Genomic DNA, 11,970 nt, shown 5'->3' with positions numbered 1-11,970 from the left:
GCCATGACAACGACCGCGCTGGACCGGGCCGAGACGCCCGGTATCGACCGCTCGCGCCTGATCTTCTGGGGCGTTGCCGTCGTGACGACCCTTCTGGTGATCGGGCCGATCGCGCCCATCATCGCCCAGGCCTTTCTCGACAAGCCGCTTTATGCACCCGATACCGAGTGGACGCTGACGAACTTCGCACGCCTGTTCGGCGATCCCGCGATCCTGACCATCTTCGGCAACACGCTCTACTTCGCGGTGCTGACCATGGTGGTGGCGCAGGTCTTCGGCTCGGTGATGGCCGTGGTGATCGGGCGCACCAACCTGCCGGCGCGCAAGTGGATCGGCGAGATCCTGATCTGGCCGCTCTTCGTCTCCAACCTCGTGATCGCCTTCGGCTGGCTGTCGATGTACGGACCCTCGGGCTACATCTCGCTCGCCGTGCGCTCGTGGTTCGGCTTCATCCCGTGGAACCTCTACTCGCTGACGGGCATGGGCATCGTCGCCGGGCTCAGCCAGGCCCCGCTCGCCTATCTCATGTGCCTGGGCGCCGTGACCAAGGCCGACGCGCAGCTGGAGGACGCCGCCCGCTCGGCGGGCGCCGGGCCGTTCCGCGCCCTGTTCTCCGTCACCGTGCCGATGATGCGGCCCGCGATGATCTATTCGGCGGTCCTCAACTTCGTGATCGGCGTCGAGATGCTGGCGATCCCGCTCCTGTTCGGCGCGCCGAGCGGCATCAACACGGTCACCACCTTCCTCTACAATGTCGGCATCAACGCCGCGGTGCGGCCGGACTACGGCATCGTCGGCGCGGCCGCGCTGATCCTGCTTCTCGTCGTCGCCGGCCTCGTCTGGCTGCAGGGCTTCCTGATGAAGGGGTCGGGACGTTTCGTCACCGTGCGCGGCAAGGCGAGCCGGGCCTCGACGCTCGACCTCGGCCCCTGGCGCTGGATCGCCTTCGCGCTGGTCGCGGCCTATGTGCTCTTCACGATCGTCGCCGTCTTCGCGGGGCTCGTGATGCGCTCGGGCGTGTCCTTCCTGACGCCGCTCATTCCGTTCTGGAAGCTCCTGACCACCGCGAACTACGAGACCGTCTTCGCCTCGGACACCTATGTCCGCTCGATCGTCAACTCGGTCCTGATCGCGCTGATCGGGGGCGTCGTCGGCACGTTCTTCATCGCCGTGATCGCGCTCGTCGCCCGGCGCTCGGAGTTCCGCTTCGCGCGCCCCTTGGAGTATGTCGCGCTCTTCCCGCGCTCGCTGCCGGGCATCATCGCGGGCCTCGGCTTCTTCTATGCCGTGGTCTGGATTCCGGGTCTCGACGTGATCCGCGGCACGATCTTCATTCTGATCATCGCCTTCATCCTGCGCTACATCCCGGTCGGCTTCGGCGCCATCGCGCCCGCCCTTTCGCAGATCGGCGACGAGCTCGACCGGGGCGCCCGCATCTCGGGCGCGGACTGGTGGACCACGGTGACGCGGATCATCCTGCCGATCCTGAAGCCGGCGCTCTTCTCCTGCTTCGCCCTCCTCTTCATCCACTTCTTCAAGGAATACGTGACCGCCGTGTTCCTGTACCAGCCGGGGTCCGAGATCATCGGCTCCACCATGCTGCAGCTGAGCGCGCAAGGCGACAACGGACCGGTCGCGGCGCTGGCCACGATCCAGGTCGTCATCACGGCTCTCTTCGTCATCCTCGCGCGCCGCGTCTTCGGAGCAAAGATCTATGGCTGACCTCGTCCTCGATCACCTCACCATCCGCTACGGCGGCGTCACGGCCGTCAACGACATCTCGCTGACCGTGGGCAAGGGCGAGTTCCTGACCTTCCTCGGCCCGTCGGGCTGCGGCAAGTCCACGACGCTGTTCTCGATCGCCGGGCTGAACCACGCGACATCCGGCACGATCCGGATCGGCGACACGGTTCTGTTCGACGGCGCGCGCGGCATCTCGATCGCGCCCGAGCGCCGCGACATCGGGCTCGTGTTCCAGTCCTACGCCCTCTGGCCGCACAAGACGGTGGCCGAGAACCTCGCCTTTCCGCTGAAGCTTCGCAAACTCGGCCGCGCCGAGCGCGACGAGCGGATCCGCGAGGCGCTCTCGCTGGTCGAGATGATGCCCTATGCCGAGCGCTATCCGTTCGAGCTGTCGGGCGGCCAGCAGCAACGCGTGGCGCTGGCCCGCGCGCTGGTCTACCGGCCGCGCCTCCTCTTGCTCGACGAGCCCCTGTCCAACCTCGACGCCAAGCTGCGCGAGCGGGCCCGCGTGTGGCTGCGCGAGCTTCAGGAGCGGCTGAACGTGACGACGATCTACGTCACGCACGACCAAGCCGAGGCGCTGGCCGTGTCCGACCGGATCGCGGTGATGAGCATGGGGCACCTGCGCCAGCTCGGCACGCCCAAGGAAATCTACGAAAACCCCGCCGACGCCTTCGTCGCCGACTTCATCGGCTCGTCCAACTTCCTCACCGGCAACATGATCGGCGAGGCGGGCGGCCGGGCGCGGGTTCGGCTGGGCGACGGGACCGAGCTTTCCGTCCCCGCGGGCCGCGCCTCGCCGGACGGTGGGCTTGTGGTCGCCGTGCGGCCCGAGCGGATCGAACTCGTGGAAGGGCCGGGCGAGAACGCCATTCCCGTCGAGATCGCGCAAGGCACCTATCTCGGCTCGGTCTACCAGTACGAGGTAGCCGGCGGCGGCTCGCGCTTTCGCATCCAGACCACGCGCCCCGTCGAGACGAAGACCGCCTTCGTGCGCATTCCGCCCGAAGCCGCGTCGATCTTCGCGGCCGGTCCGGACGCGAAGTGAGGAGCCATGTCATGACGAACAGCCCCAACGTCGTCCGCTTCGACGCGGCCGCGACCGGCCCCCTGTCGGGCGTCCGCGTCCTCGACCTGTCCCGCCTCGTGGCCGGCAACATGCTATCGGTCCAGCTCGGCGACTTCGGCGCCGATGTCGTGAAGATCGAGTCCTCGGCGGGCGACCCGCTGCGCGACTGGACCGACGACGGACAGTCGCTTCACTGGAAGACCTACGGCCGCAACAAGCGGTCCGTGCTTCTGGACCTGCGGCAGAGCCACGACATGGACGCGCTCGTCACCCTCGTCCGCACGGCCGACGTCTTCATCGAGAACTTCCGGCCGGGCACGCTGGAGACGATGGGCCTCGCCCCGGAGCGGCTTCTGGAACTCAACCCCGACCTGATCGTGGTGCGCATTTCTGGCTTCGGCCAGACCGGCCCCTACGCGCAATATCCCGGCTTCGGAACTCTGGTCGAGGCGATGAGCGGCTTTGCCACGCGCACCGGCTTCCCCGATCGCGAGCCCGTTCTGCCGCCGCTGGCGCTGGCCGACATGATCTCCGGCATCTACGGCGCGCAGGCGGTCACCATGGCGCTTCTGGCGCGCGAAAAGGGGCAGGCGCGCGGGCAGGTGATCGACCTGTCGCTTCTGGAACCGATGTATGCCGTGCTCGGGCCGGAGGCCGCGATCCACCGCGTCACCGGCAAGGTGAAGCAGCGCACGGGCTCGGCCTCCAACACCGTCTCGCCGCGCAACGTCTACCTCTGCTCGGACGGAAAATACGTCGCGCTGTCGGGCTCCATGCAGGTGGTCGCCATGCGCATCTTCGACATTATCGGCCATCCCGAGATGAAGAGCGACCCGCGCTTTTCCACCAATGTCGAGCGCGTTCGCAACCGCGCGGCGGTGGACGAGGCGGTGGGCGCCTGGTTCACGCGGCACACGCGCGACGAGGCGCTGCGCATCATGCGCGAGGCGGGCGCGACGGTCGGTCCCGTCTACGACATCGCCGATATCGCCGCCGATCCGCATTTTCGCGAGCGCGGCGTGATTGTGGAGGTCGAGGACGCCGACAACGGCACGCTGCCCATGCACAACGTCCTGCCGCGCCTGTCGGAGACGCCCGGCGGCTGGCGGCGCCCGGCGCCCCGCCTCGGCGAGCACACGGACGAGATCCTGCGCGAGGCCGGCATCGCGCGCGCCATCAGCCCCGAACCCGGGAAGCGCGCGTCGTGATCCGCTCCCTCCTCTATGTTCCCGGCACGAGCGAGCGCTTCATCGCCAAGGCGCACGAGCGCGGCGCGGACGCGATCGTCGTGGACCTCGAAGACGCCGTCACGCCGGAGCGCAAGGTCGAGGCGCGCGACAAGCTCGCCGAAACCGTCGCCGCCGTGCGCCGGGGCGGCGCGCTCGTCTTCGTGCGCATCAACAACGACCCCGAGCTTCTCCTGCCCGATGCGCAAAGCGCCTGCCGGGCGGGGGCGGACGGGCTCTACGTGCCCAAGGTCGGGGACGCCGCGCTCCTGGCGCATCTCGCCGCCGACCTTGCGCCGATCGAAGCCGCCCTCGGCCGCCGCCCCCTCGACTTCGTTCCGCTGATCGAGGACCCAGGCGCCATCTTCGACGCGCGCGCCATCGGCCGGGGACCTCGCGTCCTTGCCCTCAGCGCGGGCGCCGAGGACATCGCCACCGCCATGGGCGCGGAGCCGACGCCCGACGTCCTGCGCCTTCCCAAGCTGCTCATCCACATGGCGGCCAAGGCGGTGGGCGTCCTGTCCTTCGGGCTTCTTCGCACGGTCGCGGACTATGGCGACCGTGCCGCGCTGGCGGCGGCCGCCCGTGAGGCCCGCCAGTTCGGTTTCGACGGGGCGAGCTGCATTCACCCCAGCGTCGTGCCCGTGCTGAACGAGGCCTTCGCCCCGGGCGAGGCCGAACTCGCCTTCGCCCGGCGCGTGGTGGATGCCCAAGGCGACGCGCGGCGCGACGGGCGCGGCGCCTTTCTGGTCGACGGGCGGTTCGTCGACGCCCCCATTCTCGCCCGCGCCAAACGGCTGCTGGCCCTCGGCGCGACGGTTTCATCAAAGACAGGAGGTCGTGATGCCTGACGCATCCCCCGAGGAAGGCACGCGCACGCGCCGCATTCTCGTGACCCACAATTCCATCGCGCCGTCCGCGATCGAGCTTTTGAACCGTCACGACGTCGATGTCTTCTTCTCGCCGCCCTACGACGCGCCGGAGCTCGTGGCCGAGCGCGCGCGCCGGCTGGCGGTCGACGCCATCATGGTGCGCCAGGGCAAGGTCAACGATCTCGTCATCGGCGCCTCGCCCAAGCTCAAGGTCATCGTCAAGCACGGCGTGGGCATCGACAACATCGATGTCGTGGCCGCCGCCCGTCGCGGCATTCCGGTGCTGCGCTCGCTGGGCAGCAATTCGCTGGCCGTCGCCGAGCACACGATCGCGCTGGCGCTGACTCTCCTCAAGGAAGTCCATCGGCTCGACGCGGCGGTGAAGGGCGGCGAGTGGCCTAAGCCCAGCTTCATCGGGCGCGATATCGCCGGTTCGGTGATCGGCCTCGTCGGCTTCGGCGCCATCGGTCGCGAAACGGCGCGCCTTGCCGATGCGCTTGGCATGGAGGTCACGGTGCACGACCCGATGGCCAGCCCCGGCGCGATCGAGGCCGCCGGCTACACCAGCGCCGAGCGGCTGGACGATCTCCTGCGCGCCGCCGACATCGTCAGCCTCCACTGCCCGCTGACGCAGGGCACGCGCCATCTCATCGACGCGCGAAGCCTGTCGCTGATGAAGCCGACGGCGCTCTTGGTGAACACGGCGCGCGGCGGCATCGTCGACGAGGCGGCACTGGCCTCTGCCCTGACGGAGCGCCGCATCGCCGGCGCGGCGCTCGACAGTTTCGCGAGCGAGCCGCCGGCGGCCGACAGCCAACTCTGGCAAGTGCCGAACCTCCTCGCGACCCCCCATATCGGCGGCGTCACGAACGGGTCCGCGCGGGCCATGGCTGAGATCGCCGCTCGCCACATCATCGACGTTCTCGACGGAAAGGCCCCCGATGCGGCGAGCCTGTCCTCGCCCGACGCCTTCGCCGCCTGAAACCCTTTTTGAGGACGCAACCCATGCCCGTCGGCTTCCGCATCAACCGGACCTGGACCCGCATCGCCGCCGCGATCGTCGAGGACGCTCGAACCCTCCCCGTCGCCAATGTCAGCGATTGCATGTCGCGCATCGCGGCCGGCGGGCCGCAGCTTCGCCCGATGCATCGGACCGGCGTGCTGGCCGGGCCGGCCCTCACGGTGCGCACCCGCCCCGGCGACAATCTCATGCTGCACAAGGCGATCGACATGGCCGAGGCCGGTGACGTGATCGTCGTGGACGCGGGGGGCGACTGCACCAACTCGCTGATGGGCGAGCTGATGCTGGCCCACGCGATCGGACGCGGCGTCGCCGGCTTCGTGCTCTACGGCGCGATCCGCGACGCCGAAGCCTTCCGCGCACGCAACCTGCCGGTCTTCGCGCTCGGCGTCACGCACCGGGGTCCCTATCGGACAGGGCCGGGCGAGATCGGCTATCCCATCTCCTTCGAGGGCATGACCGCGATGTCGGGCGATCTCGTGCTCGGCGATTTCGACGGCGTGGTCACCGTTCCACGGGCGGACGCGGAAACCGTCATCGCGGCGGCCCATCGCAAGCACGCCGCCGAGACACGTCAGATGGCCGAAACCGAAGCGCGCACCGTCGACCGATCCTGGGTCGACAAGGCGCTGAGCGAAGCCGGCTGCACCTACGAAGACTGTCGGTTCGCCTGAGTTCGACGGCCGCGTCGGCTTTCGGTGCTCATTCGAGGCGAAGCGGAGACCATGATGCGATCTGCCACATGCGGCAGGGCGAGACTTCGGGAGGCAGGAGCGCCATCTTGCTGACATGACGGAACTGACGGTCTGGTACGACGGGTCGTGCCCCTTATGTCGACAGGAGATCGCGCTGATGCGTCGGCTCGATCGCCGGGGCGCGATCCGCTTCATCGATGCGGTGGAGGCCGGACCGGCCAGCTGCCCTCTCGACCGGGGCGACCTCCTCGCCCGCTTCCACGCATCGCAGAATGGTCGCCTGTTCAGCGGTGCCGAAGCGTTCGCCGCCATGTGGCGCGCCATTCCGCTTCTTCGCCCTCTCGGATGGGCGTTCCAGCGCCCCTTCGCCCTGGCGCTGCTGGAGGGGCTCTACCGCCGGTTCCTGCGGGCGCGGCCGGCGTTGCAGAGATTGGCCCGTCGGCTGGAGCGCCCATGAGACCGAAGCCCGAGCCCGCCGCCCCCGGCCAGGAGAGCGTCTGGTCGTTTCCTCGCCCCGCCATCGCCCAGCCGACCGAAGCCCATGTCGTCATCGAGCATCGTGGTCGCCGGATCGTCGACAGCCGCCGCACGGTCCGCACGCTCGAGACCAGCCATCCGCCGAGCTACTACATCCCGCGCGAGGATATCGAACCCGGCGTCCTCGCACGGACCGAGGGCAGCTCGTTCTGCGAATGGAAAGGCGCGGCGGTCTACTGGAACGTCGTGATCGACGGTCTCGTGCTCGATCGGGTCGGATGGAGCTATCCCTCGCCCTCGCCCACCTTCGCCGTCTTGAAGGACCACGTCGCCTTCTATGCGCGTCCGTTCGATCTCTGCTCCGTCGACGGACAAAGGGTGACGCCGCAGGCCGGCGCGTTCTACGGCGGGTGGATCACCGATGGTTTCGCAGGCCCGTTCAAGGGCGGACCGGGCAGCGCGGGATGGTAGGCGCGTAGGCGCCAAAGGCGACGGGCCGAAGCGGCGTTCTGGGCCGCAAGGTATGCTGTCCCGGCTCGGACAAATGGAGCGGATGCTAGCCAGCATCCCGAAGCGTCTTGTCGAAGAACGCCGCCAAGACCTCGGCGGCTTCGTCGATGAAGGGGCGCTTGTCGTACATGTCGTAATGCCCCGCGCCCTGGACGACATGGAAACCGCGTCGATTCCGAGCACGCTCGAACAAGGTTTGGCCGTCGGCATAGGAGAAGGTGGCGCCGAGCCTGCCCGCGACAATCACCTGCAAGGGCTGGATCAGAAGCTCGCCGACCAGATGAAACGCATCGAAACCCATCATCGGTCCGAGACTGGTGAAGATGCGACGGTTGGTCGAATGTTCGCTGTAGCCGCGCGGCGTTCGGTAGAAGTCGACGGCATCGAGGAGATCGGGGTCGGTGATCCCCGCCGCGTGCGCCTCGTCGAGCGTGTCCGGTATCCAGGCTTCCCGCTTCGGCGCGCCGCCGCGAGCCTCGATCGTGCGCTGTCGGCCCACGGCTTCCAGCATATCGCGGATGGCATCCGGCGTGCGACCGCCCTGGCGGCGCGCCCGTCCGATATTGACGGGCACCACGGTTCCCAGCGCCTTGACCCGGTATTCCGTCAGCGCCGCGCTGACCGCATAGCCGCCGCCCGCGCAGATGCCGAGAAGCCCGACGCGCTCTTCGTCGACAGCCGGCACCGTCATCAGGTAATCGACCGCGCAGCGTATGTCCTCGATACGCGCCGCCGGGTCTTCGAGGTCGCGCGGTTCTCCCCCGCTCTGCCCTTGGTAGGACGGGTCGAAGGCCAGCGTGACGAACCCTCGCGCCGTCAGTCGCTCGGCATAGTTCGCGCCGATCTGCTCCTTCACGCTGCTTCCCGGCGTCGCGATGATCACCGCCGGGAAGGGCGGCTGGCCATCGTCCCCGTGCGGTATCCTGAGATCGCCGGCCAGCTCGATCGCGCCGTTGCGGAACGACACGTGGGTCAGTTCATGAGCCATGCCTTGGGTGTCCTTCAAGCTGAGCCGTGCCTGTCGGGATCGCACCCTGCGAGCGCTGTCCGGCCGGGTCGGATGTCCTTCTGATCTATGCTTCCATCGGCCGACCGGAAGGGAGGCAGCGATGGCAAAAGCTTTGTCGATCGATCGTTCGCCTCCGGTTTTGCGGGCGATGCGCTGGATTTCGTGGGATCGCCGCTCGGGTCCGCGCGAGCAACGCAGCATCCGTGCTCGCCGGCTTGCAATGTAAAACGATCGCTTTACATGCCCGTCCTTGGAAACCAAGGGAACGGCCATGGACACGAACACCAAACTCACGGCTGTCGCGGAATCCCTTTTCGACCGCCATGGCTACACGGCAACCGGCATCGATCGACTGACCGAGGCCGCCGGCCTGTCAAGTCGGACACTTTACAAGCACGTGGGCAACAAGGCGCAGCTCATGGCTCGCGTGCTCGCCGAGCGTGACCGGCGCTTCATGGCCGGGATCGAAGTGAAGAGCGTCGACGCGCTGTTTGCCGCGCTCGAAGACTGGGGCCAGGCCGAGGGCTTTCGCGGCTGTCTGTTCCTGCGGGTCAACGCGGAGACGGGCGGAACCACACCGGAGATCGCCGAGGCCGTCGCCGCGCACAAGCGCGCCTTTCGCAAGCGTATCGGCGAGATCGTCGCCGCCGACCTCGGACATGACGACCCGGCGTTGAGCGAGCAGGTCCTGGTTCTCATGGAGGGCGCCACCCATGCCGCCGTCTATCTCGGGCCAGAGGCCGTGCGCGCCGCGCGGTCGGCAGCGCGCATCCTGACTGACAGGGCGCGGGCATGAGCCCGGCTCTTCGCATCGGCGCGATGGGTTTCGGCCTGATCGCGCTCTGCTACGGCTTCGCCCGTTTCGCCTTCGGTCTGTTTCTGCCTGAGATCGACAGGGATCTCGGTCTCGGGCCCTCCTTGAGCGGCGTGATCTCCGGCGGGGCTTTCGCGGGATATTGCATCGCCATCGCCGCCTCGGCTGCGCTGACCGAACGGGCGGGGCCGCGAATGGTCGCGACCGCTGCGGCCATCGTCGCGGCGCTGGGCATGGTGGGGATCGCCCTCGCCCCGTCGCCGACGATCCTGGCCATGGCCGTCATCGTGGCCGGTTTGAGCACGGGTCTGGCTTCCCCACCCATGGCGGCGGCGGTGGCGATCGCCGTTCGCAACGATCGGCAGGACATCACCAACACCACGATCAATGCCGGGACGAGCGCGGGCGTGGCTCTGTCCGGTCTGGTCGCTTTGGCCATGAGTGGGCAATGGCGGTTGGCCTTCGGCCTCTTCGCGTTCGCGGCGGTTCTCCTTGCGATCGCGGCCGCGACGTCGCTTCCGTCCGCGGCGGGCCGCAAGGCCGCTGGCGGCTTTCCCGCGATCACGGGTTCGCTGCGGCGCCTGATGGGAGCCACGTTCCTGGCGGGTATGGCGAGCACCGCCCTGTGGTCCTTCGGCGGCCAGCTTGTCTCGCAGCGCCTCGGCTGGGGGCCGAGCGAAACCGGAATCCTATGGAGCTGCATCGGCGTCGGCGGTGTTCTGGGCGCATGGTCCGGTAGTCTTGTCTCCCGCTTCGGGCTCGACCCTGTCCATCGCACGTTCCTGGCGCTGATGGCGGCGAGCATCCTTTTGATCGGCTCAAGCTGGGTGACACCCGCGCTCGCTTTGATCTGCGGCGTTTTGTTCGGAGCGGCCTACGTGATGCTGACCGGGGTCTACCTTCTCTGGAGCGTGCGCGCCGTATCGGACCGCCCTGCGGTCGGACTGATGATCGGCTTCCTGACGTTCGCCGTGGGCCAAACCGCCGGCGCGCCGATCTTCGGGCTTTTGATGGCAGGTCCTGGCGCGGGGCCGGCTGTCTTGTGTTTCGCCGCTCTTGCTGTCTCGGCTGGGATCATCCGCGCGGGGAAATTGTGCCGAGAATAACCCTTGAAGATGCGCGCTTCTCAGGCGCGCGCTTCGAGATCCATGACGAGGCTTCGCTTAGGCCGGAGCGTGACCTTCATGATCGCTTCGGGATCGGACGCGCCGCGACGCGCGAGCCGGTGGGCCGGCAGGAGAACCGCCAGGATGGCGACCGCTTCCATCAGCGCGAAGAGATTGCCGATGCAGACGCGAGGGCCCGCGCCGAAGGGCATATAGGCGTAGCGATGCCGGGCCTTGGCCGCGTCCGGCGCGAAGCGGTCGGGATCGAAGGTTTCGGGATCGTCCCAAAGGGCGCCGTGATGGTGAACCGCGTGGATCGGCACGTAGAGCACCGTTCCCTCCGCGATCTGGCGGCCGCCCAGAACGATGTCCCGAAGCGCCGTGCGCGTGATGATGGGGGCGGGGGGATAAAGGCGCATGGCTTCGGAGAAGACCTGCCTGGTATAGGCGAGCTCAGCGATATGCTCCGCCTCCACCGGTGCGCCCCCGGTAACCGCTGCGATCTCCGCCAGCACCTTTGCCTCGATGGCGGGGTGTTTCGCCAGGAGGTGGAAGGTCCATGCTAGGCCCAGCGCCGTGGTCTCGTGGCCCGCCGTGATGAAGGTCATGAGATTGTCGACCATCTCCTCATCGCTCATGGTGCGTCCCGTTTCGGGATCGGCGGCGGAGAGGAGCATGCCTACGAGATCCTGCCGAGTCTCGCCGCTCGCGCGTCGCGCAGTTATGACCGAAGCCAGGCTGGAGCGCAGAAAGGCGACGGCGGCCTGCGCCTTTCCCCGGCCGGGATAGGGCATCCAGTCGGGCGCGCCGAGGATGCCGAAGGCGAACACCCAGCCGCTCGGGGCGAGATAGTCGGTGATGCCGCGCTCCACCCGCGCCACGTCGATGCCGGCGCCGCCCGACATCATGGTCTCCACGATGATGTCGAAGGTCGTGCGCATCATCTCGTGGGAGATATCGACGCTTTCGGCCCGCTCCGCGCGCCAGCGCTCGCTCGTCCGCCGGGCCGCCGCGATCATCGCGGGCTGAAGGGCCAGCAGCTTGTCGTGGCGAAAGGCGCCGGCGACGGACTGGCGCTGCCATTTCCAATGGGCGCCGTCGGCCGTCAACAGGCCCTGCCCGAGCGCCGGCCCAAGCGCGCGGCGCACATCCTCGCCCTTTCCAAGCGCGTCGGCGTTCTTCACCAGGGCTTCGTGAATGAGAACGGGATCGGAGAGATAGACACGGTCCCGCCCGGCGAGGCGCGAGACGACGACGGGTTCGCTGTAGACCTCCGGCGGCAGCGCCTTCAGCGGATCGCGAACGATGGCGACCAGGGCGCGAGCCGTCGAACCCGCCTCCCGCAGGAAGCCGGGCGTGGTGGAAGAAGATGGAAGTTCGGCTGCGTGGGTCATGGAAATGCCCTTGAATGCGAGTCGGAAGCGGCCA

General features: G+C 68.2%; 12 protein-coding genes. 10 read left to right on the top strand and 2 right to left on the bottom strand.

Annotated features, from left to right (window positions below; genetic code table 11):
- The first annotated feature begins 3 nt into the window (after positions 1-3).
- From AUL32_RS17810 to AUL32_RS17775, 8 genes are all read left to right on the top strand, one after another.
- Positions 4-1,722, top strand: coding sequence for an ABC transporter permease (locus tag AUL32_RS17810; protein ID WP_062117894.1), 1,719 nt, complete (start codon positions 4-6; stop codon positions 1,720-1,722).
- A complete protein-coding gene (locus tag AUL32_RS17805; RefSeq protein ID WP_062117891.1) occupies positions 1,715-2,791 on the top strand; it encodes an ABC transporter ATP-binding protein in 1,077 nt (358 codons plus the stop codon). The genes AUL32_RS17810 and AUL32_RS17805 overlap by 8 nt, the downstream gene beginning before the upstream one ends.
- Before the next feature lie 11 nt (positions 2,792-2,802).
- A complete protein-coding gene (locus AUL32_RS17800) occupies positions 2,803-4,020 on the top strand; it encodes a CaiB/BaiF CoA transferase family protein (RefSeq protein ID WP_062117889.1) in 1,218 nt (405 codons plus the stop codon).
- Positions 4,017-4,889, top strand: a complete 873-nt coding sequence (locus AUL32_RS17795) for an HpcH/HpaI aldolase/citrate lyase family protein (protein WP_062117884.1) — start codon at positions 4,017-4,019, stop codon at positions 4,887-4,889. Before AUL32_RS17800 ends, AUL32_RS17795 begins: the two co-directional genes overlap by 4 nt.
- Positions 4,882-5,892 carry a hydroxyacid dehydrogenase gene (locus tag AUL32_RS17790; RefSeq protein WP_062117881.1) on the top strand — a complete coding sequence of 337 codons (1,011 nt, stop codon included), beginning with the start codon at positions 4,882-4,884 and terminating at the stop codon, positions 5,890-5,892. Before AUL32_RS17795 ends, AUL32_RS17790 begins: the two co-directional genes overlap by 8 nt.
- A gap of 23 nt (positions 5,893-5,915) precedes the next feature.
- Entirely contained in the window at positions 5,916-6,605 is a 690-nt protein-coding gene (locus AUL32_RS17785) for an RraA family protein (RefSeq protein ID WP_062117878.1), read from the top strand.
- A gap of 115 nt (positions 6,606-6,720) precedes the next feature.
- Positions 6,721-7,083, top strand: coding sequence for a thiol-disulfide oxidoreductase DCC family protein (locus tag AUL32_RS17780; RefSeq protein ID WP_062117875.1), 363 nt, complete (start codon positions 6,721-6,723; stop codon positions 7,081-7,083).
- On the top strand, positions 7,080-7,574 hold the full coding sequence (locus AUL32_RS17775) for a DUF427 domain-containing protein (protein WP_061978438.1): 495 nt from the start codon (positions 7,080-7,082) through the stop codon (positions 7,572-7,574). The genes AUL32_RS17780 and AUL32_RS17775 overlap by 4 nt, the downstream gene beginning before the upstream one ends.
- A gap of 85 nt (positions 7,575-7,659) precedes the next feature.
- Here AUL32_RS17775 and AUL32_RS17770 read toward each other — a convergent pair whose 3' ends face one another.
- Positions 7,660-8,916, bottom strand: coding sequence for an alpha/beta hydrolase (locus AUL32_RS17770; protein WP_244497960.1), 1,257 nt, complete (start codon positions 8,914-8,916; stop codon positions 7,660-7,662).
- Between AUL32_RS17770 and AUL32_RS17765 the strand changes: the two genes are divergently transcribed.
- Both AUL32_RS17765 and AUL32_RS17760 read left to right on the top strand, forming a co-directional pair.
- Entirely contained in the window at positions 8,894-9,418 is a 525-nt protein-coding gene (locus tag AUL32_RS17765; RefSeq protein ID WP_062117869.1) for a TetR/AcrR family transcriptional regulator, read from the top strand. The genes AUL32_RS17770 and AUL32_RS17765 overlap by 23 nt on opposite strands.
- Positions 9,415-10,542: an MFS transporter gene (locus AUL32_RS17760; protein WP_062117867.1), complete on the top strand. Its 1,128-nt coding sequence runs from the start codon at positions 9,415-9,417 to the stop codon at positions 10,540-10,542. The genes AUL32_RS17765 and AUL32_RS17760 overlap by 4 nt, the downstream gene beginning before the upstream one ends.
- A gap of 20 nt (positions 10,543-10,562) precedes the next feature.
- Here AUL32_RS17760 and AUL32_RS17755 read toward each other — a convergent pair whose 3' ends face one another.
- Positions 10,563-11,936 carry a cytochrome P450 gene (locus AUL32_RS17755; RefSeq protein WP_062117864.1) on the bottom strand — a complete coding sequence of 458 codons (1,374 nt, stop codon included), beginning with the start codon at positions 11,934-11,936 and terminating at the stop codon, positions 10,563-10,565.
- Positions 11,937-11,970: the final 34 nt, after the last annotated feature.

Source organism: Aureimonas sp. AU40, assembly GCF_001463785.1.
GTDB lineage: Bacteria > Pseudomonadota > Alphaproteobacteria > Rhizobiales > Rhizobiaceae > Aureimonas.
This window is presented reverse-complemented; position numbering and strand designations above follow the sequence as displayed.

Excerpts from the sequence above, each read along its gene's own strand:
- AUL32_RS17760 (WP_062117867.1), top strand. The coding sequence starts at position 9,415 with ATGAGCCCGGCTCTTCGCATCGGCGCGATGGGTTTCGGCCTGATCGCG.
- AUL32_RS17810 (WP_062117894.1), top strand. The coding sequence starts at position 4 with ATGACAACGACCGCGCTGGACCGGGCCGAGACGCCCGGTATCGACCGC.
- AUL32_RS17785 (WP_062117878.1), top strand. The coding sequence starts at position 5,916 with ATGCCCGTCGGCTTCCGCATCAACCGGACCTGGACCCGCATCGCCGCC.
- AUL32_RS17780 (WP_062117875.1), top strand. The coding sequence starts at position 6,721 with ATGACGGAACTGACGGTCTGGTACGACGGGTCGTGCCCCTTATGTCGA.
- AUL32_RS17790 (WP_062117881.1), top strand. The coding sequence starts at position 4,882 with ATGCCTGACGCATCCCCCGAGGAAGGCACGCGCACGCGCCGCATTCTC.
- AUL32_RS17775 (WP_061978438.1), top strand. The coding sequence starts at position 7,080 with ATGAGACCGAAGCCCGAGCCCGCCGCCCCCGGCCAGGAGAGCGTCTGG.
- AUL32_RS17805 (WP_062117891.1), top strand. The coding sequence starts at position 1,715 with ATGGCTGACCTCGTCCTCGATCACCTCACCATCCGCTACGGCGGCGTC.
- AUL32_RS17800 (WP_062117889.1), top strand. The coding sequence starts at position 2,803 with ATGACGAACAGCCCCAACGTCGTCCGCTTCGACGCGGCCGCGACCGGC.
- AUL32_RS17755 (WP_062117864.1), bottom strand. The coding sequence starts at position 11,936 with ATGACCCACGCAGCCGAACTTCCATCTTCTTCCACCACGCCCGGCTTC.
- AUL32_RS17765 (WP_062117869.1), top strand. The coding sequence starts at position 8,894 with ATGGACACGAACACCAAACTCACGGCTGTCGCGGAATCCCTTTTCGAC.